The organism is Actinoplanes campanulatus, assembly GCF_014647795.1.
In the GTDB taxonomy this organism is placed as follows: domain Bacteria; phylum Actinomycetota; class Actinomycetes; order Mycobacteriales; family Micromonosporaceae; genus Actinoplanes; species Actinoplanes campanulatus.
Window position 1 is genome coordinate 74016 of the sequence record NZ_BMPW01000018.1, and the last position, 20622, is coordinate 94637.

General features: G+C 71.0%; 16 protein-coding genes and 1 pseudogene. 12 read left to right on the top strand and 5 right to left on the bottom strand.

The window, feature by feature from the left end; translation table 11 throughout:
- Positions 1-48: 48 nt before the first annotated feature.
- The 5 genes from IEZ13_RS30780 to IEZ13_RS30800 all read left to right on the top strand — a co-directional run bounded on the left by IEZ13_RS30780 (position 49) and on the right by IEZ13_RS30800 (position 8530).
- Complete coding sequence (locus IEZ13_RS30780; protein ID WP_183224911.1) at positions 49-4287, top strand: AAA domain-containing protein; 4239 nt, start codon at positions 49-51, stop codon at positions 4285-4287.
- Positions 4288-4626: 339 nt separating this feature from the next.
- Entirely contained in the window at positions 4627-6297 is a 1671-nt protein-coding gene (locus IEZ13_RS30785) for an EAL domain-containing protein (protein WP_183224910.1), read from the top strand.
- A gap of 18 nt (positions 6298-6315) precedes the next feature.
- Entirely contained in the window at positions 6316-6705 is a 390-nt protein-coding gene (locus tag IEZ13_RS30790; protein ID WP_183224909.1) for a cupin domain-containing protein, read from the top strand.
- A gap of 205 nt (positions 6706-6910) precedes the next feature.
- Positions 6911-7390, top strand: a complete 480-nt coding sequence (locus IEZ13_RS30795; protein WP_183224908.1) for a MarR family winged helix-turn-helix transcriptional regulator — start codon at positions 6911-6913, stop codon at positions 7388-7390.
- A 54-nt stretch (positions 7391-7444) separates the two neighbouring features.
- On the top strand, positions 7445-8530 hold the full coding sequence (locus IEZ13_RS30800) for an S-(hydroxymethyl)mycothiol dehydrogenase (RefSeq protein ID WP_183224907.1): 1086 nt from the start codon (positions 7445-7447) through the stop codon (positions 8528-8530).
- A gap of 12 nt (positions 8531-8542) precedes the next feature.
- Here IEZ13_RS30800 and IEZ13_RS30805 read toward each other — a convergent pair whose 3' ends face one another.
- Both IEZ13_RS30805 and IEZ13_RS30810 read right to left on the bottom strand, forming a co-directional pair.
- Positions 8543-9901 carry an MGH1-like glycoside hydrolase domain-containing protein gene (locus IEZ13_RS30805; RefSeq protein ID WP_183224906.1) on the bottom strand — a complete coding sequence of 453 codons (1359 nt, stop codon included), beginning with the start codon at positions 9899-9901 and terminating at the stop codon, positions 8543-8545.
- Between the two features lie 112 nt (positions 9902-10013).
- Positions 10014-11081, bottom strand: coding sequence for a DNA polymerase ligase N-terminal domain-containing protein (locus tag IEZ13_RS30810; RefSeq protein ID WP_183224905.1), 1068 nt, complete (start codon positions 11079-11081; stop codon positions 10014-10016).
- 360 nt (positions 11082-11441) lie between these two features.
- Between IEZ13_RS30810 and IEZ13_RS30815 the strand changes: the two genes are divergently transcribed.
- The 3 genes from IEZ13_RS30815 (at position 11442) to IEZ13_RS30825 (ending at position 15966) form a co-directional block, all read left to right on the top strand.
- Complete coding sequence (locus IEZ13_RS30815) at positions 11442-12548, top strand: FAD-dependent monooxygenase (RefSeq protein ID WP_183224904.1); 1107 nt, start codon at positions 11442-11444, stop codon at positions 12546-12548.
- A gap of 134 nt (positions 12549-12682) precedes the next feature.
- Positions 12683-14440 carry an aa3-type cytochrome oxidase subunit I gene (gene ctaD / locus IEZ13_RS30820; protein WP_183224903.1) on the top strand — a complete coding sequence of 586 codons (1758 nt, stop codon included), beginning with the start codon at positions 12683-12685 and terminating at the stop codon, positions 14438-14440.
- A gap of 155 nt (positions 14441-14595) precedes the next feature.
- Complete coding sequence (locus IEZ13_RS30825; protein WP_183224902.1) at positions 14596-15966, top strand: MFS transporter; 1371 nt, start codon at positions 14596-14598, stop codon at positions 15964-15966.
- A 422-nt stretch (positions 15967-16388) separates the two neighbouring features.
- Here the strand turns inward: IEZ13_RS30825 and IEZ13_RS30830 are convergent, their stop codons facing one another.
- Genes IEZ13_RS30830 through IEZ13_RS30840 form a run of 3 tightly spaced genes read right to left on the bottom strand, consistent with a single transcriptional unit; the run spans position 16389 to position 18752 of the window.
- The gene (locus tag IEZ13_RS30830; RefSeq protein ID WP_183224901.1) at positions 16389-16889 is read right to left on the bottom strand and encodes a GNAT family N-acetyltransferase; all 501 of its coding nucleotides are present in this window, start codon (positions 16887-16889) and stop codon (positions 16389-16391) included.
- Positions 16879-17457, bottom strand: a complete 579-nt coding sequence (locus tag IEZ13_RS30835; RefSeq protein WP_183224900.1) for a nicotinamidase — start codon at positions 17455-17457, stop codon at positions 16879-16881. Before IEZ13_RS30835 ends, IEZ13_RS30830 begins: the two co-directional genes overlap by 11 nt.
- Positions 17458-17465: 8 nt before the next feature.
- Positions 17466-18752 (bottom strand): nicotinate phosphoribosyltransferase, encoded by a 1287-nt coding sequence (locus tag IEZ13_RS30840; RefSeq protein ID WP_183224899.1) that lies wholly within the window; start codon positions 18750-18752, stop codon positions 17466-17468.
- A gap of 119 nt (positions 18753-18871) precedes the next feature.
- Here IEZ13_RS30840 and clpS point away from each other — a divergent pair, with 119 nt between their 5' ends.
- The 4 genes and pseudogenes from clpS to IEZ13_RS30860 all read left to right on the top strand — a co-directional run bounded on the left by clpS (position 18872) and on the right by IEZ13_RS30860 (position 20615).
- Positions 18872-19162 (top strand): ATP-dependent Clp protease adapter ClpS, encoded by a 291-nt coding sequence (clpS, locus tag IEZ13_RS30845; RefSeq protein WP_183224898.1) that lies wholly within the window; start codon positions 18872-18874, stop codon positions 19160-19162.
- Positions 19163-19198: 36 nt separating this feature from the next.
- A complete protein-coding gene (locus IEZ13_RS30850; RefSeq protein ID WP_183224897.1) occupies positions 19199-19699 on the top strand; it encodes a DUF2017 domain-containing protein in 501 nt (166 codons plus the stop codon).
- Positions 19700-19752: 53 nt separating this feature from the next.
- A pseudogene (locus IEZ13_RS30855) lies at positions 19753-20249 on the top strand (M67 family metallopeptidase).
- 51 nt (positions 20250-20300) lie between these two features.
- Positions 20301-20615: a MoaD family protein gene (locus tag IEZ13_RS30860; protein WP_183224895.1), complete on the top strand. Its 315-nt coding sequence runs from the start codon at positions 20301-20303 to the stop codon at positions 20613-20615.
- Positions 20616-20622: the final 7 nt, after the last annotated feature.

Below are 20622 nucleotides of genomic sequence, written 5' to 3' on the forward strand. Positions count from 1 at the left end.
CTGGTACGCACACTCACAGGATCAATCTCACGCCCTAGACTCCCGAGGATGGCCGAGCAGCGCGAATCGCCCTCCACGATCCGGGATCGGGCCGTTGCGGTCGCCGACTATCTGCTCGCCGTCCGGGCCCAGATGGACCGTCCGGCGCGCACCGTTCCGGGTGACGCGCACTGGCTGCACACGCTGCCCCGGCACCCGGAGTGCCAGATCGGCCCGGATGCTGATGGCTCCTCCTGGCTCCGCGTCGGCCGTCCCGAACTGCCCGCCCCGGTGGCGGTCCCGGCCGCGCTGCGCCGGCGCCTGCGCGGTGAGGTGCTCGCGGGCGCGGAGCCGTCCGAGGAGCCGTCCGAGGAGCCGACCGCGGAGGGCGCCGGCGACGACTTCGAGACCTGGCGCGACGAGGTCTGGCGTCCCTGGTCGCTGCTCACCGCGGCCGCCGAGCAGACCCGTGAGCTGCACCGCCGCCTCTTCGACCGGATGCACCAGCTGGACATGGCGACCGCCACCACCGAGCTGGTCTGGGGCCACGGCATCGTGGAGACCGTGATCGACGGCACGCGGGTCCGCTATCCGCTGGTCGCCACCCCGGTGCTGATCGAGTACGACGCCGACCGCGCCCTGGTCACCGTCTCCCCGGCCGGACCGTCCCGCCTCCAGGTGGAGGCTCTCGCCGGGCTGGACGACCGCTACCTGGCCCAGTTGACCGCCCTGACCGGTCCGGGCGGCACCGTCGAGGTCGACCTGTGGAACGACATCGACCGCCGCGAGCTGTTCGAACGCGCCCTCTCCCGGCTGGGTTTCGACCGGGCGATCGTGGACGGCCCGGAGAAGGAGGAACAGAGGGAGCCGGAGAGGAAGGCGTTCGTCCGGGACGTCGCCGTGCTCTTCGCCCGGCCCCGCCAGCGCCACCTACGCGGCTTCCTGGAGAACCTGCGCGACGGCCTGACCGGCGGCGACATGCACCGGGTGGGTGCACTGGCCGCGGTGGTGGCGCACGAGCCGAGCCGCCTGCTGATGCCGGACGACCGCCCGGAGACCTGGGAACGGGTGGGGGAGCGGCTGCTCATGCCGCTGCCGACGAACGAGGCGCAGGAGTCGATCGCGCGCCGTCTCGCCCACCACCGCAACGTCGCGGTGCAGGGCCCGCCCGGCACCGGCAAGACGCACACGATCCGCAATCTGATCTGCCATCTCATGGCGAACGGCAAGCGGGTGCTGGTGGTCGCGCAGAAGGAGGAGCCGCTGCGGGTGCTCCGGGACGGCCTTCCCGAGGAGGTGCAGCCGCTCTGCCTCGCCGTTCTCGGGCGGACCACGGACCAGCTGGTGCAGTTGCAGCTGGCGGCACGCGAGTTGTCCGACCGGGCCGCCACTCTGGACAAGGAGGCCGAGGGGCGCCGGGTGGATCTGTTGACCCGGAACCTGGAGGAGGCGGAGCGGGAGCTGGCGGCGGCCATGGCCGGGTTGCGGCTGATCGCCGAGAGCGAGGCTCAGACGTACCAGATCGGTGGGGTTGCTCTGATGCCCGCCGAGGTGGGCGCGTGGTTGCGTGAGCGCGCCGCCGCGCACGGCGGCATCCCGGATCCGGTCTCCGGTCCGCCGCCGCTGACCATCGAGGAGTTCGCCACCCTGCTGAAGCTGGCCGCCCGGCTGACGCCGGAGGATCGTGCGGCCGCGATGCGCCCGCTTCCGGAGATCTCGGATCTTCCGGACGCCGCTTCCGCGGCTGCAGCCCGGGCGAAGACGGCGGAGACCGAGGAGCGCATGTCGCTCCTGGCGGATCAGGGCGTCGACATGGCAGCGGTACGCGGTGAGCGCCGGACCGGCATGTCGGACCTGCTGGCCGACCTGCGCGAGGCGGTGTCCTGGCTGAAGCGCCGCGAGGGGACCTGGACCGACCGTCTCGGCCGGCTGCTGGACGATCCGCACTGGCGCCTCCTGTGGAACGACCAGGTGGTGACCACCGAGACCCTCTTCGCGGAGCTGGCCACGCTGGCCCGGGAGGTGACCGGGCACCGGATCGCGATCCCCGGCCCGATTCTGGCGGAGCCGAAGCTGCTGCTGTCCCGGCTGGCCGAGGTGCGTCAGCGGTTCGCCGCCGGGAGGAGCCTGAACCGGCTGCTCCAGCCTGGTCTGTTCCGGCTGGCCGACGAGGTCCGGGTCGACGGGGAGCCGCTGCGCACGGTGGCCGACGTCGATCTGGCGACCGCCGGGGTGCGCCGTGAGCAGGCCCGCCGCCGTCTGGGCGACGCCTGGTCGGAGTGGGTGGACCGGTTGCAGGTCCCGGAGCCGCCGGGCGGCTGGGGCGACCCGGAGGTGTGGGCCGGCACGCTGCTCGCCGAGGCGAACCAGTCTCTCGACTTCGATCTGAACCGCTGGCCGCCGCTGGCCCGGCGGATCGCCCCGCTGATGCCGCAGCGGGAGCTGGTCGTGGACGCCGCCGGCCTGGCCGAGGTGGCCGACGCGTGCGAGGCGGCGGCCGAGGTGTTCGGCCTGGAGCAGGCGCGGGCCGTGGAGAATGCGGTCGCCGAGCGGGTGGCGGCCTGGCCGGAGCTGGCCGAGTCGTGGCGCACCCTGGACGACTGGGATGAGGCGATCGGCGAGGTGCGCCGGCTGGTGCTGCTCCAGCCGGACGTGATGCGGTTCGACGCCGCCTTCCACCGGCTGGTGGTGGCCGCGCCGGAGTGGGCCGCGATGATCGCCGGCGGCGAGCACCCGGTGCTCTCCGGTCAGGCGGTCCTGTCGGCGTGGGAGTGGCGGCGCGCCCAGACCTGGTTCGACGGGGTGGTCGGCGAGGTCGATCCGGCGGTGCTGTCCCGCCGGGTGGAGCGGGCCCGGTCCCGGATCCGGAGCCTGACCGCCGAGCTGGTGGTGGCGTCGGCGTGGCTGGAGGTGTCCCGGGCGCTGGACGACCGGCGACGGGCCGCGCTGGCCGACTGGGCCACCGCGCTCCGCAAGATCGGCAAGGGCACCGGGCGGGGCGCCGCGGCCTGGCAGGCGCACGCTCAGCGGGCCATGGAGTCGGCCGTGTCGGCGGTGCCGGTCTGGGTCATGTCGGTGGACCGGGCGATCGAGCAGTTCGCCGGCGGCGCCCGGTTCGACGTGGTGATCGTCGACGAGGCGTCCCAGGCCGACCTCTTCTCCCTGCCGGTGCTCACGCTCGCCGAGCGGGCCGTGGTGGTCGGCGACGACCAGCAGATCGGCCCGCAGCTCGGGTTCGTCGGCCCGGTCACCGGCCTGATCCGGCGGCATCTGGACGGGGTGCCCTCGGCCGAGCACTTCGACCCCGAGTCCTCCCTGTACGACCACGCGGTCCGCCGTTCACCGGAGCGGATCCTGCTGACCGAGCATTTCCGCTGTGTCCCGCAGATCATCGAGTTCTCGTCGCGGCACTACTACGACGGCAGGATCCGGCCGTTGCGGGCGGACCGTCCGTCCCTGCCCCCGATTCAGACGGTGTTCTGCGAGAGCGGGGAGCGCCGGCCGCTGGCCGGGTACGGCGACGTGAACCTCGAGGAGGCCACCGCGCTGGTCGACCGGGTCACCAAGATCGTGGCCGATCCGCGGTACGACGGCCGCACCCTCGGCGTGATCAGCCTGCTCTCCAGCAGTGGGCAGGCCGCCTACCTGCTGGAGCAGCTGCGCGAGGCGATCGGCGAGGACGAGATCCAGGCACGGCGGCTGCGGGTCGGTGACGCGTACACGTTCCAGGGCGACGAACGTGACGTGGTGCTGATCTCCACCGTGGTGTCGGAGCGGGATCCCCGGATCGCGGCGTTCACCAAGCGCGACTACCACCGGCGGATCAACGTGGCCGCCTCCCGGGCCCGGGACCAGCTCTGGATCTTCCACTCGGTGCGGCCCGGGGCGCTGCTCGCCGACGACGCCCGGGGACGGCTCCTGTCGTACGCCGTCGATCTGCCCGCGGAGGCCGCGGCGGCCGATCCGGCCGTGCACTGCGAGACCGATTTCGAGAGGGACGTGCTCAAGCTCCTGGTGGGCCGTGGGTACCGGCCGATTCCGCAGTTCCGGATCGGGGACTACCGGATCGACTTCGTGCTGAACGCGCCGGACGGGCGGCGGCTGGCGATCGAGTGTGACGGCGACGCCTACCGGGGGCCGGAGCAGTGGGAGAGCGACATGCGGCGGCAGTCCGTCCTGGAACGGGTGGGGAATTGCGTCTTCGTCCGCATCCGTGGCAGTGTCTTCGCGCGCGAGCCGGAGGTGGCGATCCGTCCGGTCTGGCAGCGGATCAATGAGCTGGAGATCACCACGGTCGACGGTGACTGATCCGTCACGCACCGCGCGAGCGTCGTCGCGCTGGGTGCATGTTCGGGCCTGGATTCAGGTAGGGAAATGCGGAAGGTTCCACAGCAAATACACGTAGTGACTGTCTGTCATGGATTAGGCGAAGCCATTTCGGTGGAATTGTAAGGGAACGAGGTCGTCCATTCGGTTGTTTCGTTACTCTGGATGGGCGATAATTCCCTGCTCATGGCCTTGCCTGCGGATACGTCAAAACTTTGACGCTTGCGTCCACTGTTACTACGGCCCGGTGACAGGTCGTAATAGGTGAGGGGTCTTGGTGGCTGCGGGAACAGCCGTGCACAAGGGGGGAGGTGGCGGCATATGACGGTGCCCGAAGAACGGGAGCTCTGGACTCCCGCACCGCCGCACACCCTGCCGGAGCCACGGCAGCCCGCCGACGACCGGGCCGCGTGGTTCACGTACACCGCCGCCGGTGACCAGATCGTCTGGTCCGCGGCCCTCTCCGCGATGGTCGGCCGCACCCCCACCGAGAAGGGGATGACCCGGCAGATCCTCGCCCGGCACGTCCACCGCGACGACCACGCCAAGGCCCTGGGCGCCATCACCGAAGCCTGGACCAGCCAGAACACCGTGCTCATCACGGTCCGGCTGATGCGCGCCGACGGCGGCTGGTTCGACGTCGACTGCACTCTCGAACCGATGGCCGGGCCGGACGGCACGGTGCGCGGCATCCGCGGCACGATCCGCGACGTCTCGGCCCGCGAGCGGGCCCGCCGCGAGTCGGCCCGCCTCACCCGGCGCGGCGAGACCGTCCAGGCCTCGCTCGTCGAGCCGGATCCGGCCACCGGTCTACTCACCCGGGCGCGGTTCGCCGACGAGGTCGACCGCGCCCTGCGCGGAGCCGGGGGCGCGCTCCTGGTGCTCCGGATCCAGGCCGGGGAAACCGATGGGGTACGCCCGGAGCACAACGCCGATCTGCTGCACCGCACCGCCCGGCTGCTCGAGGACCGGGTCCGCCCGGAGCACCTGCTCGGGCGGGTCGGCCCCAACGAGATCGCCGTGCTGTTCGCCCGGACCACCTGGCGGGCCGCCCGTGAGCAGGCCCGGGTGCTGGTCGAGGCGCTGCGCGAGCCGGCGTGCGTCTGGGGTGGCCTGGTCCGGTTCGAGCAGGACGCCGAGGCCGGCAGTCACGGCCTGCTGATCGACGCCGAACAGGCCTGGCGGCAGTCCCGGGACGCGGACCGCCCGCTGACCCTGGTGGCGCACCCGGTCCCGGTCCGCGACCGGCAGGGCTCCTACCGCTCCCGGGTCGCCGACGCGCTCGGCACCGACCGGTTCACCCTCTACTCGCAGCCGATCCTGGAGTTGCAGACCAACCGGGTGACCCGGCACGAGCTGCTGCTGCGGGTGATCGACGAGAGCGACGGCCCGCAGTCGCCGATCCAGGTGCTGGACGCCGCCGAGCGGCTCGACGCGGTCTTCGACATCGATCTCTGGGTGGTGGAGCGGGCCATGCGGCTCGCCGCCGAGCAGCCCGGCCTGTGCCTGCAGGTCAACCTGTCCGGCCGGTCGGTCGGTGATCCGCGGCTGACCAACGAGGTGGAGAAGCTGCTGGACCGCTACCGGGTGGATCCGGCGCAGCTCACCTTCGAGATCACCGAGACGGCGCTGATCGGCAACCTGAGCGAGGCCCGCCGGTTCGCCGACCGGGTCCGCGACCTGGGCTGCGGTCTGGCGCTGGACGACTTCGGCTCCGGCTACGCCTCGTTCCGCTACCTGCGGCTCTTCCCGATCGACCTCGTCAAGATCGACGGCGAGTACGTGGTGGACCTGGTCGACAACCCGCAGGACCAGGTGCTGGTCCGGGCCCTGGTGCAGGTCTGCCAGGCGTACGGCATCCACACCGTCGCCGAGTTCGTGCAGGACGAGGCCACCCTGCGGATGCTGCGGGAGCTCGGCGTCGACTACGTGCAGGGCTACCTCATCGGCCGTCCGGAGCCGGTGATTCCGGGCCGATTGCGGAGGGCCTGACCCGGGTAACGTCCGGACATGGAGCACTTCACCATTGCCACTGTCGCTGAGCAGAGCCCCGATTTCCGCCGTGTGCTCTGGACCGGGAAGCACACCCAGCTCGTGATCATGACGGTCCCGCCGGGCGGCGAGATCGGCGAGGAGATCCACGAGGTGGACCAGATCCTGACCTTCGTGAGCGGGATCGGCAAGGCCGTCGTCGGCGGCCGGACCCGCAAGGTCGAGCAGGGAGACCTGGTCGTGGTGCCCGCCGGCACGAAGCACAACTTCGTCAACGACGGCGCGAACCCGCTTGTCCTCTACACCGTCTACGGCCCGCCGGAGCACGCCGACGGGGCGGTGCACAAGACCAAGGAAGAGGCTGACGCGGCTGAGGAGGCCGGCAAGGACGAGCCGCCCGCCGCATAGGAACCCTTAGGCACACGGCGCCGGAACCGGCCGAGGCCCCCCAGCCAGCCGGTTCCGGCGCCGTGTCGGGGTGAAAGTCCCCGGACAGCGTACCCGGCCAGGTTCACGTAAGTCGATCGAATCCAGGGCCGATCCGTAACGCGTTGGCGTGGATCTCGGCTGTCCGGCCACTACCGTAGCCGTCGATCGCCACTAACCTGCCAGCATGGACGAGCCTCGCTGGTTGACCGATGAGCAACAGCAAGCCTGGCGGCAGGTGATCGAAGTCCTCGTCCGGGTGCCGGCGGCGCTGGAGGCCCAACTCCAGCGGGACGCCGGCCTGACCCACATGGGCTACCTGGTCCTGATGACCCTCTCCGAGCGGTCCGATCGCCGTCTGTCGATGAGCAACCTGGCGAAACGGGCCAGCGCCTCGCTGTCCCGGCTCTCCCATGTGGTGGCCCGGCTGGAGGAGAAGGGCTGGGTCCAGCGGGAACGCGACGCCGCGGACGGCCGGGTCCAGATCGCCGTGCTCACCGATGCCGGCTGGGAGAAGGTGGTGGAGTCGGCGCCCGGGCACGCGGAGGCCGTACAGCAATTGATCTTCGATCGGCTCACCCCCGGGCAGGCCCGCCAGCTGGCCAAGGTCGCCGAGGCGCTGCTGGAGACGCCACTGGAGGTTCGTTCCCGTCCCGTTTCCCGGTGAGATCTGCGAGGCTGTCCTGATCGGACCAGCCACCGGTGAAGGGTCGTGGGAAACATGAGTCAGCGGGTGCGGGGCGTGATCGCCCGGGAGAAGGGCAAGCCGGTCGAGGTGGCCACCATCGTGGTGCCCGACCCAGGGCCGGGCGAGGCGGTCGTGAAGATCCAGGCCTGCGGGGTCTGCCACACCGACCTGCACTATCGCGAGGGCGGGATCAACGACGAGTTCCCGTTCCTGCTCGGCCACGAGGCGGCCGGAGTGGTCGAGGCGGTCGGCGCCGGGGTCACCGATGTGGCGCCGGGCGACTTCGTGGTGCTCAACTGGCGGGCCGTCTGCGGCAACTGCCGGGCCTGTCACAAGGGCAAGCCGTGGTACTGCTTCGCCACCCACAACGCGGCCCAGAGGATGACGCTGGAGGACGGCACCGAGCTGTCCCCGGCCCTGGGCATCGGCGCGTTCGTGGAGAAGACGCTGGTGCACGCCGGCCAGTGCACCAAGGTCGACCCGGCGGCCCGGGCCGCCGCGGTCGGTCTGCTCGGCTGCGGCGTGATGGCCGGCATCGGCGCGGCCATCAACACCGGCGGCGTGACCCGTGGCGACTCGGTCGCGGTGATCGGCTGCGGCGGGGTCGGCGACGGCGCGGTGGCCGGGGCGGCCCTGGCCGGCGCGACCACGATCATCGCGATCGACACCGACGACCGGAAACTGGAGTGGGCCCGCGGGTTCGGGGCGACCCACACGATCAACGCGCGCGAGCACGACGTGGTGGAGAAGGTGCGCGAGCTGACCGGCGGGTTCGGCGCCGACGTGGTGGTCGAGGCGGTGGGCCGGCCGGAGACGTACCGGCAGGCCTTCTACGCCCGCGACCTGGCCGGGACCGTGGTGCTGGTCGGCGTGCCGACCCCGGAGATGACCATCGAGCTGCCGCTGCTCGACGTCTTCGGCCGGGGCGGCGCCCTCAAGTCCAGCTGGTACGGCGACTGCCTGCCCACCCGCGACTTCCCGCTGCTCACCGAGCTCTACCGGCAGGGCCGGCTCGACCTGGACGCCTTCGTGACCGAGGAGATCGCGCTGGACGAGGTCGAGCAGGCCTTCGCGAAGATGCACACCGGCGACGTGCTTCGCTCAGTGGTGATCTTCTAAGCGGCCGTTCTCTCAGGCGGCGCGGGCGTAGGCCGGGGCGGACCGGTCGGCCAGCAGGTCCAGGCAGAGGGCGGCGGTCCGGCTGAAGGCGGAGGTGCCGAGGCCACCGCCCTCCTCCGGGTGGAAGCACTCGAAGTGGCCGCTGTGGTGCACCAACCGGACCAGGCGGCGGCGCAGCTCCTCCGCCTCGTCCCGCCGGCCGTGCACCAGCAGGCCCCGGCGCAGCAGCCAGTTCACGTTGATCCAGACCGGGCCGCGCCGGTAGCGGTGGGCGTCGAACTCACGCGCGGTCCGGTCGTGGCTGGGCGCCGGCAGCCCGAACCGTTCCGACCGCAGCTCGGCCAGGATCCCGTCGACCTGGTCCGGCTCCAGATCCGGCAGCATGAGCGGCAGCAGCCCGGAGACGCAGCGTGCCGGGCTGAGCCGCCCGGTCCGGACGTCACGCGCGTGGAAGGTGCGGGTCTCCGGGTTCCACAGCCGCCGCCCGATGGCCGCCGTGACATCGCGCGCCCGCTCCCGGTGCCGGCGCGCCTCGGACGGGCGGCCCAGTACCCCGGCGATCTGCGCGAGAGCCAGCTCGGCGGTGGCCAGCACGGCGTTGAAGCCGGGACATTCGACGACGAAGGCGTGCCGCTCGGCGAGCCCGGTGTCGGAGTAGCCCCCGGCCTGGTAGTCCAGCACGAGACCGGCGTACCGGGCATGGTCCGTGTCGGCCGGAGGGTGAGCCGCGCCGGAGACCGCGCGGTCCAGCAGGCCGGGGTTCGCCGGCACGGCGGCCAGCGCCTCGTCCCAGGCCGGGCTGTCGTCCAGCCCGGACTCCCAGGGGTGCACGATGGACGCCAGCCCACCGCCGCCCGCGTCCCGCCGGTCGCCGAGGTACTCCTGCTGCGCCACCAGCCGTGGGTAGAGCCGGTCGAGTTCGATCCGGGCCTGCTGGACGGCGTCCGCGCCGTGCGCCGCGGCATGCCGGTAGACCTCCCACGCGGCGAGCGCGTGCAGCGGCGGCTGGACCAGGCCGGTGCTGCTCCGGGCGGGCCGCCCGGCGTAGGCGGGCACGTTCCAGAACCGGGGCCCGGGGAAGTGGGCGTCCTCCGGGGTGTCCGGGTCGAAGGCGATGTGCGGCACCCGGCCGTCCGGCCACTGGGCCGCGAAGAGGCTGCCCAGATCCCGCCAGGCACGCGGCTGGTTCACGTAGGCCAGCCCGATCGCCGTGAACGCCGTGTCCCAGCTCCGCTGATGCGGGTGGAGCGTGCGCGACGGCACCGTGTGGTCACCCACCCAGTTGGCGTCGAGCACCCGGACCGCGGAGGTCCACAGCTCCGCGCTCACCTCCGGGATCACCGGCAGGGACGGGGACAGGTCGGGGTGCATCAGACAATTGGCCTTTCCGCTGGGCCGCCCGGTGAGACCCACTCATCGGCCGTCAGCGACCGGCCCGCAGGGAAATGGGCGCACGCATTCTGGCGTCGCCGGCCCTTTTCGATCAAGCGCTGATGTGCCGCCACAACCGGCTGCGACGGCCGGGTAGATAGGGGGAGTCCAGGCGCTTCGCGACGACTCCCGGCAGGCCCTGGTCGCGTGCCGCCTCCCGGGCGAACTCGCCGCCGCCCGGGAAGTACGGCGGCGTCTGCCAGTGGTCGCCGGCCAGGGACAGGCCCTCCAGCAGTTCACGGCGCTCGGCGTACCGGACCACCTCGATCGTCGCGTGCCCCTCCAGCCACAGCAGGTCGTAGAGCAGCAGATGCGCGGGCGTGCGCTCGGCCGCCCGCCGCGCCGCCGCGGAGTCCTTCGGCGCCTCGCGCCGGGCGAGCAGCGCGGGATCGGGCCGGGCGCCGTCGAACGTGACGATCTCCCCGTCCAGCACGGCCTCGACCGGCGCGAGCGCCGGGCCCAACGGCCGGATCTCCGGAAACCACGAGGTCACATCATCGCCGCCGGCTTCGGTGAGACGCACTCTTCCCCCGGAGACGTACGCGAGGACGCGCCGCCCGCCCCACGCCATCTCATAGCCCCAGTCCGGGTCGTCGGACGGGAGCCCGGCGGCCGGGGTGGTCAGCATCGGCCGCAGCGCCTCGGGCATCGGCTCCCAGCCCGGCTCGGCGGGGTCCATCCGGCGCACCATCCAGTCCCGGTCGCCGGTCCGGAAGAAGACGTAACGCCCGCTCGTGCGCTCCCCGTGGAAGGTGACACCGATCTCATCGTCGCGCCACTTGTCGGCCTCGTAGGTGCCGCGGTCGAAGATCGTCATCCGGCCGCCGCCGTACTGGCCGGCCGGGATCTCACCGGCGAAGTCCAGGTATTCCAGCGGGTGGTCCTCGGTGTGCCTGGCCAGGTTGTTGCGGGCCCGGTCGCGGGGCAGCCCGCGCGGCACGGCGAACGAGACCAGCACGCCGTCCCGTTCCAGCCGGACGTCCCAGTGCAGACTGCGGGCGTGGTGCTGCTGGATGACGAACCGGCGCCAGCCGCTCGGCTCGGGGCGGGAGCGGGGCACCGGCTCGGGCGTGCGCCGGGCGTCCCGCTTGCGGCGGTACTCGTCGAGGCGGTCCGTCATACCCGGATTGTCTGCCCCTACCCGGAGCGAAATACACCGGTGTAACTCGATCGGCGGGCGAAACTGTCGTACCCCGGTGGTTTGCTCTCGTCATGCACACCGCACTGCACCGTCACTACCGGCACCGCCGGGCCGTGGCCCTGGCCCGCGCGGGCCGCGCGTTCGCGGTTCTGACCGCAGTGGACGGTCCAGACCGGACGGACAGTGCGGACTGTCCAAGTAGCTTGACTCTGCGTGGCGTGCAACCTCAGGTGCTGTACAAATCGGACCAGATGCTGACCGAGGGTGTTCCCCGGGTCAGTCGCTGCCGGTAGTGTTCTGGCTCCGACGCGTATCCATCGACAGGAAGGCGTTGGTGCGATGACCTTGCGCATCCTCGTGGTGGGCGCCGGCATCGCCGGCCTGGCCGCGGCCCGTGGGCTGCGAGTCGCCGGCTTCCGGCCGGAGGTGGTGGAGGCTCTGCCCGCCACCGTCGTCCCGGGCGCCGGCATCTACCTACCAGGCAATGCCTCCCGCGCGTTGCGCCTGCTCGGGCTCGACGTTCCGTTACGCCCGCTCGGTGACCTGATCTTCCGCCAGGTCTTCCTCGACCAGCGCGGCCGCCAACTGTTCGAGATGGACGTCGCGGGTCTCTGGGCCGGGGTCGGCGAGTCCCGCGCGCTCTCCCGCGCCGACCTCCAGCAGGTCCTGCTCACCGGGGTCGGCGGCGAGGTGCGTTTCGACACCGAGGTGCGCGACCTGCAGGTCGTCGACGGCGCCGCCAAGGTGGAGTTCGCAAGCGGCGGCATCTCGGAGTACGACCTGGTCGTCGGCGCCGACGGCCGGCGGTCGATGATCCGGGGCCGGGTGGGCCTGGGCGGCCCGGCCGTGCCGACCGGGCAGATCGTCTATCGCGCCGTGGTCAGCGGCGGCCCACCGCTCACCGACTGGACAGCGGTGCTCGGCCGGCGGTCGCAGTTCGTGGCCATGCCGATGGGTGGGCGGCGGCTCTACTGCTACGCCGACGAGACCGCGCCGGACACCCCCAACCCGGACGACCCGCGGGCCCGCCTGCGTGAGCTCTTCGAGGGGTTCGGCGGACCCGTCCCGGCCATCCTCGACAAGATCGAGAAGGTGCAGGTCGCCCGCACCGACGAGGTGGTCCTGCCGGCCTGGTCCAAGGGGCCGGTCGTGCTGGTCGGCGACGCGGCGCACGCCACCGCGCCGACTCTGGCCCAGGGCGCCGCGATGTCCTTCGAGGACGGTTACGTGCTCGGGCAGGAGCTGCGGTCGGCCGGTGGCGACATCCCCAAGGCCCTTCGGGCGTACGAGGATCGTCGCCGCCGGCGCTGCGCCGAGGTGCGCGAGCGGACCCGGGAGCGGGACCGGACCCGGGACGTGCCACCCGCCCTGCGCGACCCGATGCTGCGGCGTCGCGGGGTCCGCATCTTCACCGACCACTGCCGGGCGCTGGTGGCTCCGGTCTGACCGGGCGGCGCGGCCGCCGTGTCCGTTGGTCACCCCGCGAAGGCCGAAAGTAGGTGGGGGACTATTCTGCCACCGGAGTACGCCCGATCATCGGGATATCCCGAGAGGGACGAACGAGACAACGGAGGCAATTCGTGACGACCGTTGCGCCGTCGCCGATCGCGACCCGGCCGTATCCGGTGCGGCGACCGGTCAAGGGCTCGGCGTTTGCTCGGATCCTGCGCACGACGGACGCGAAGCAGATCGGGATCATGTACATGATCACGGCCTTCGTGTTCTTCCTGCTGGGTGGCCTGATGGCCCTTCTGATGCGCGCCGAACTGGCCCGGCCGGGCATGCAGGTGCTCTCGCCGGAGCAGTTCAACCAGCTCTTCACCATGCACGGCACGATCATGCTGCTGTTCTTCGCGACGCCGATCGTGTTCGCGTTCGGCAACTACGTCGTGCCCATCCAGATCGGCGCGCCGGACGTGTCGTTCCCGCGGCTGAACGCCTTCGCCTACTGGCTGTACCTGTTCGGCGGTCTGATCACCATCGGCGGGTTCCTCACGCCGGGTGGCGCCGCCGACTTCGGCTGGTTCGCGTACACGCCGCTGAGCAACTCGCTGCACTCGCCGGGCATCGGCGGCAACATGTGGGTGGTCGGCCTGGCCATCTCGGGTCTGGGCACGATCCTCGGCTCGGTCAACCTGATCACCACGATCCTGACCCTGCGTGCCCCGGGCATGACCATGTTCCGGATGCCGATCATGACGTGGAACATGCTGGTCACCGCGCTCCTCGCGGTCATGGTGTTCCCGTTCCTGGCGGCCGCGCTCTTCGCTCTCGCCGCCGACCGCGTGCTCGGCGCCCACGTCTTCGACGTGGAGACCGGCGGGCCGATGCTCTGGCAGCACCTCTTCTGGTTCTTCGGCCACCCCGAGGTGTACATCATCGCGCTCCCGTTCTTCGGCATCATCACCGAGGTCATCCCGGTGTTCAGCCGCAAGCCGGTGTTCGGCTACAAGGGCCTGGTCGCGGCCACCCTGCTGATCGGCGCGCTGTCGATGTCGGTGTGGGCGCACCACATGTTCGCCACCGGCCAGGTGCTGCTGCCGTTCTTCTCGTTCCTGAGCTTCCTGATCGCGGTCCCGACCGGCATGAAGTTCTTCGTCTGGATCGGCACCATGTGGCGCGGCCAGATCAGCTTCGAGTCGCCGATGCTCTTCGCGATCGGCTTCCTGGTGACGTTCCTCTTCGGTGGTCTGTCCGGCGTCCTGCTGGCCTCGCCGCCGATCGACTTCCACGTCTCCGACTCGTACTTCGTGATCGCCCACTTCCACTACGTGCTCTTCGGCACGATCGTGTTCGCGGTGTTCGCCGGCATCTATTTCTGGTTCCCGAAGATGTTCGGCCGGATGCTGGACGAGAAGCTCGCCCGGATCCACTTCTGGCTCACGATGATCGGCTTCCACGGCACGTTCCTGGTGCAGCACTGGCTCGGCACCCAGGGCATGCCCCGCCGGTACGCCGACTACCTGCCGGACGACGGGTTCACCTTCCTCAACACGTTCTCCACGATCGGCTCCTTCATCCTGGGCCTGTCGACCCTGCCGTTCATCTACAACGTGTGGAAGTCGTACAAGGTCGGCAAGCTCGTGACGGCCGACGACCCGTGGGGTCACGGCAACTCGCTCGAGTGGGCCACCAGCACCCCGCCGCCGCTGCGTAACTTCGACCGCATGCCGCGGATCCGCTCCGAGCGGCCCGCCTTCGACCTGAAGTTCCCGCACCTGGCCGCCGGGGAGCAGTCCCTTGCCGGCCCGCCGGAGGGCGGCGCCCGGCCGCTCACCAGCGAGTCCGACGGTGGCGCGACCTACCAGGAAGACGTGAGCACCGACCGCGATCGCTGATCGCCCGGCGTTCCCCGAACGGCCCGCACTCCCCGGAGCGCGGGCCGTTCGACGTTTCTGCGGCGCTCGTCACAGCCCCCGCTGGAGGGCCGGTAACGCGTTGGATTTGTGTCGTACCCCCGCGGCAGGATGGGCGGCGGAGGTCAGGATCCGACATGTTGCTCACGCCTTACCGCGAAACACTGGCGCTGCCGAAGATCACGTCCCTGCTGGTCGTCGCCACGCTGGCCCGCGTGCCGATCGCGGCGGGCACGGTGGTGCTCACCCTGCACGTCGTCCAGGGCCTCGGCATGAAATATGTGGCGGCCGGGCTGGTCGGTGCGGCGTCGACGATCGGTGGCTCGATCGGTGCGCCGGTGATCGGGCGGCTCATCGACCGCTGGGGGCTGCGGCCGATCCTGCTCCTGACGACGATCGCCGAGGTGATCTACTGGCTCGTCGCGCCGTCCCTGCCCTATTCGGCGCTGCTGCCGGTCGCCGCGGTCGGTGGGTTCCTGGCCCTGCCCGCCTTCTCGGTGGCCCGGCAGGCGATCGCGGCGCTCACCCCCGAGTCGCACCGGCTGCCCGCGTTCGCGCTCGACTCGATGACCACCGAGCTGTCCTTCATGGCCGGTCCCGCGCTCGGCGTGCTGATCGTGACGACCGCCGGCTCGCACGCCGCGATGCTCTCCCTGGCCGTCGGCATCCTGCTGGCCGGCATCGGCCTGTGGCTGCTGAATCCGCCGGTCCGGGGCGCTCACGAGGCCCCGGTGGCGAGCGGTGAGCGGCCACCGCGGCGCAGCTGGCTCAAGCCCCGGTTCGTCGCCGTCCTGGCCGTCACGATGGCGGCCACCCTGGTCCTCTCCGGCACCGACGTGGCGGTGGTCGCTACGCTCCGGGCCTCCGGTGAGGTGGAGTGGGCGGGCCTGGTGCTCTCCCTGTGGGCCTTCTTCTCCCTGGTGGGCGGCTTCCTCTACGGCACCGTCCGGCGCGGCCTGCCCACCCTGGTGATCTTCGCCCCGATGGCCGTGCTGACCATCCCGGTCGGCCTCGGCGGCGACCACTGGTGGCTGCTGGCCCTGCTCCTGATCCCGGCGGGCGCCCTCTGCGCCCCCACCATCACGGCGAGCTCCGACGCCATCAGCCGGATGATCCCGGCCGCGGCGCGCGGCGAGGCCATGGGCATGCACAACTCGGCCCTGACCGTCGGCGTCGCCCTCGGCGCCCCGCTGGCCGGCCTGGCCATCGACCACCGCGGCCCGGCCTGGGGCTTCGTCGCGGTCGGCGCGGTCGGCGTCCTGGTCGCCCTCCTGGTGCTGCCCACCGAGTTCCGCCGCCGCCGAACCCCGGCGACCCCTGACCCGGCCCCGCCCGCCGGCTCCGCACCGATCCCCGATGCGGTGCGCTCCGCTGACTCCTCATCAACCCCGGACCCGGAGTCCTTCCCGGACCCGGAGTCCTTCCCGGACCCGGAGTCCTTCCCGGACCCGGTAGCCGCCACCGGCTCCGTGCCGGTCTCCGGCAGCCGACCCGTGGGGTCCGCGTAGCCGGGTCGTCTCAACCGTCAGCGCCCTCTCTCCAGGGCCGGCCTTTCCACCGCGACCCCGGTGATCCGGGCGCAGCCGAGTCCCGAAGCAGTCGGTGCCGATGAACGCACCTCTCCCTCCGTGCCGGTTCCAGCCCACGGCCTTGTCCCTCGGGGTGGCCGCGCGTTACGGCTGATCTTGTCCGGCTGGCCGTGAGCGCTGTCTCGAAGCGTTCGAACAGCACTGACAGCCAGCCGGATCGGTGGGCCGGTTGTGGGTGCTGTTTGGGGGGTGCTGAGGGCCAGCCGGACAAGATCGGCGGCTGGCGGGGCGACCTCTGCGCGGGTGGGGAGTGGCAGTGGCCGGTGTGGGCCGCCGAAGAGGATCCGGAGCGGCGGGCTGACGGCGGCGTAGGGGCCGGAGGTCCGGAAAGCGGTGTCGCGTCAGGCGCGGTCGAATTCGTGGTACATGACGTGCAGGCCGACTGGGCCGTGGGCCGGGTGCCGGAAGGACCGGGGGACGGTGCCGATGATCCGGAAGCCCTCCCGCTGGTACAGGGAGACGGCGGCCGTGTTGGTCTCGACCACGGCGTTGAACTGCATGCTCGCGAACCCCTGCCGGCGAGCCCAGCCGAGGGCGTAGCGGCACAGCGCCGTCCCGGCCCCGCGGCCACGGGCGGCGGCCGCGACCATGAAGCTGGCGGTGGCCACGTGCGATCCCGGGCCGGGGCGGTTGGCGCCCATCTTGGCGGTGCCCACGACCCGGCCGTCGAGCATGGCCACGACGGTCAGGCCCGGCGGCCGCTCCACCCAGATGTCACGGGCGACCGTCTCGCTCATGGCCGGGTCGTAGGGGAACGTCTCCTGGGCCTGGATCACATCCCGGACGACGGGCCACACCGCGGGCCAGTCGGCCCCGGTGAACGGCCGGATCTCAGGCGTCAACGACGGGCTTGCCGGTCATGGCGATCGAGGCGGCACGGAACTGTTCCAGGGCGGCGTCGGTGGTGCCGCGGGCCACGCCGGCGGTGAGTTCCAGCAGCACGGTGGTGGTGAAGCCCTCCGCTGCGGCGTCCAGCGCGGTCGCGCGTACGCAATGGTCTGTCGCGATGCCCACGACCTCGACCTCGGTGACTCCCCGGCCCCGCAGCCAGCCGGCGAGGGTTTCGCCGTCCTCGGTCTTCCCCTCGAAGCCGGAGTAGGCCGCCTGGTGGGCGCCCTTGTGGAAGATCGCCTCGATCCGGTCGGTGACCAGCTCGGGGTGGAACTCGGACCCGGTGGTGCCGACCACGCAGTGCGCCGGCCAGGTGTCCATGTAGTCGGGGTGCTCGCTGAAGTGCGCCCCCGGGTCGACGTGGTAGTCCTTGGTGGCGACCACGTGCTCCCAGCGGTCGCCGGCCCGGTCGAGCACCAGCGAGATGCCCTTGGCGACCGCGGCGCCCCCGGTGACCGGGAGCGAGCCGCCCTCGCAGAAGTCGTTCTGCACGTCCACGATGATCAATGCGCGTGACATGGTGCCCCCTAGGCGGTGGGAACGATGACGACGGGGATCGCGGGGTCACCCGCGGAGAGCTTGAGGCCCTCCCACGGGATTGAGATCAGATTCTGCCGCAGGTGTTCCCGGGACTCCTGGAGGCTCGGCGTGTGGAGCACCTCGCCGTCGGCGATCCAGGTGAGCTGGAGCAACCGGTCGTTGGTCTGATGGTCGGGCACGCCCTGGGAGAAGATGATCTCCTCGGTGGCGGTGCCGGTGGGCTTGTGCCGCCGGATCGCGGTCTTGCGGCCGCCGACGGTCGCCTTGTTCTCCGAGCGCTTGACCACCGGGCGGCCCTCCACCTCGACCAGTTTGTAGACCAGGCCGGCGGTGGGCGCGCCGGAGCCGGTGACCACGGCGGTGCCGGCGCCGTACATGTCGACGGGCTCGGCGGCGAGCGTGGCGATCGAGTACTCGTCCATGTCGCCGGAGACGATGATCTTGGTTTCGGTGGCGCCGAGCGAGTCCAGCAGCTCCCGGGACTGCTGGGCCAGAACGGACAGGTCGCCCGAGTCGATGCGGATGGCCCGCAGGTCCGGCCCGGCGATCGCGATGGCGTTCCGGATGCCCTGGCTGATGTCGTACGTGTCGACCAGCAACGTCGTGTTCTTGCCCAGGGCGGCCACCTGCGACCCGAACGCGGCCGGCTCGTCGTCGTGCAGGAGGGTGAACGCGTGCGCCGACGTGCCGGTGGTGGGGATGCCGTACGCCCGGCCCGCCGCGAGGTTGGACGTGGACGCGAACCCGGCCAGGTAGGCGGCCCGGGCAGCGGCGACCGCGGCCTGCTCATGGGTGCGCCGGGACCCCATCTCGATGATCGGGCGCCCGCGGGCCGCGGTGACCATCCGGGCGGCGGCGGCCGCGATGGCGCTGTCGTGGTTGAGCACGGAGAGGATGAGCGTCTCCAGCACCACGCATTCGGCGAAGGTGCCGGAAACGGTCAGGATCGGTGAGCCGGGGAAGAACAGCTCGCCTTCCGCGTACCCCTCGATCTCGCCGGTGAAGCGGTATTCCGAGAGCCATTTGGCGCAGGTCTCGTCGACGATCCCGGCCGAGCGCAGGAACTCGACCTCGCCCGGGGTGAAGCGGAAGTCGCGGATCATCTCGACCAGGCGGCCGGTGCCCGCCACCACGCCATAGCGCCGTCCGGTGGGCAGCCGCCGGGCGAACACCTCGAAGACGCAGTGGCGGTCGGCGGTGCCGTCCCGAAGTGCGGCGCTGACCATGGTCAGCTCGTACTGATCGGTCATCAGGGCCGGCGCGATGGTCTCCACGGGCAACACCCTATTGCGCTCGCCGCCGCAGCGTCGCCCGTGGGGCTCGACGCGGCTGTTGACCAGCGGTTCGATGCTCCGGTTCACCGGTTGGCCGAATCCGGTGGCAACATGGGGGCATGGCGTTGCCTCAGGTTGTTCCCGTCGAGACGCCGGAGATCGAGGAAGTACCGGCCGGGGACCGGCCGTGGGTGACCATCGTCTGGGACGACCCGGTCAACCTCATGTCATATGTGACCTGGGTCTTCCAGAAGCTCTTCGGATACAGCAAGGAGAAGGCCGAGAGACTGATGATGGACGTGCACACGAAGGGCAAGGCGGTGGTCTCGACAGGTGCGCGTGAGCGCATGGAGATGGACGCCAACCAACTGCACGGATACGGTCTCTGGGCCACGGTCGACCGGAGTTGACCGTCCGGCGGTCCCGACAAGCGGGTGGGGAAGAAGATGTTCCGACGCAGCGGTGGCCAGTGTGTCGCCACGTTCGCGCACGATGAGGTGCGGGTCCTGCGGAAGGTGGCCGCTGAGGTGGTCGGCCTGCTGACCGACGGGATGGATCACACCGATCCGGTGGTGTCCCGCCTCTTCCCGGACATCTATCCCGAGCGCCCGGAGGACTCGCAGGAGTTCCGCCTCTACACCGAGGGCGATCTCAAGACCAGCAAGATCGACCAGGCCGGCGCGATCCTCGCGGCCCTGCCCGACGAGGGTGAGGGCGAGGTCCGGCTGGACGGCGAGGCGGCCGAGGCCTGGCTGCGGGCGATCAACGACGCCCGGCTGGCCATGGGCACCCGGCTGGAGATCCAGGCCGACACCGACCTGGGCGAGGAGCTGGACAACGCGGTCCTGGAGGATCCGGGTTCGAGCCGGGTGTTCCAGCTGTCGGTCTACGCCTATCTCGGCTATCTCCAGGAGTCGCTGCTCAACGCGCTTCCCGAGATCCGGTAGGTGTGTGAACCGCCACGGTGGGGCCCGGGAAATCTCACGGTAATGTGAACGGCGTGCTGACCATCGACCGAGCGATCATCGACGCGATCGTCGCCCATTCCCGCCGGGACCACCCCGACGAGGCCTGTGGCGTCGTGGCCGGAGCGATCGGCAGTGACGTGCCCCGCCGGCACATCCCGATGGACAATGCCGCGCGTTCGATGACGTTCTACGAGTTCGACTCGATGGAGCACCTGCGGGTGTGGCGCGAGATGGACGACCTCGACGAGGAGCCGGTGGTCATCTACCACTCGCACACCGCGACCGAGGCATATCCCTCCCGGACCGACATCTCGTTCGCCGGCGAGCCGAACGCGCATTATCTCCTGGTCTCCACCCGCGAGCCGGACTCCGAGGAGATCCGGTCGTTCCGTATCGTGGACGGTGTGGTGACCGAGGAAGAGGTCAACATCGTGGATGCGACGGTGAAGGCGTGATTTCCACAGCTGTGCAGTCGTACATGTTCGGGCAGAGCCCGGCGTCGGTCTTCTACGAGTGTCGCTGCCGGTAAAGCGACCAGGTAAAAGCCCGTCACGTTCGACTTCTCTAGGAGATTCCAGCCATGGCTATCGAAGTTCGCGTCCCCACCATCCTGCGCAGCTACACCGGCGGTGCCAAGATCGTCGAGGGCGCCGGTGACACCCTCATCGAGCTCATCGACGACCTCGACGCCAAGCACAACGGCCTCAAGGGCCGGCTGATCACCGCCGAGGGTGGCCTGCACCGGTTCGTCAACATCTACGTCAACGACGAGGACGTCCGCTTCCTCGGCGCGCTCGACGCCAAGCTCAAGGACGGCGACTCGATCACCATCCTCCCGGCCGTGGCCGGTGGCGCGCTCGGCTTTGCCGCCGCTGCCGCCCTCATGGGCAAGTAACGGAGCC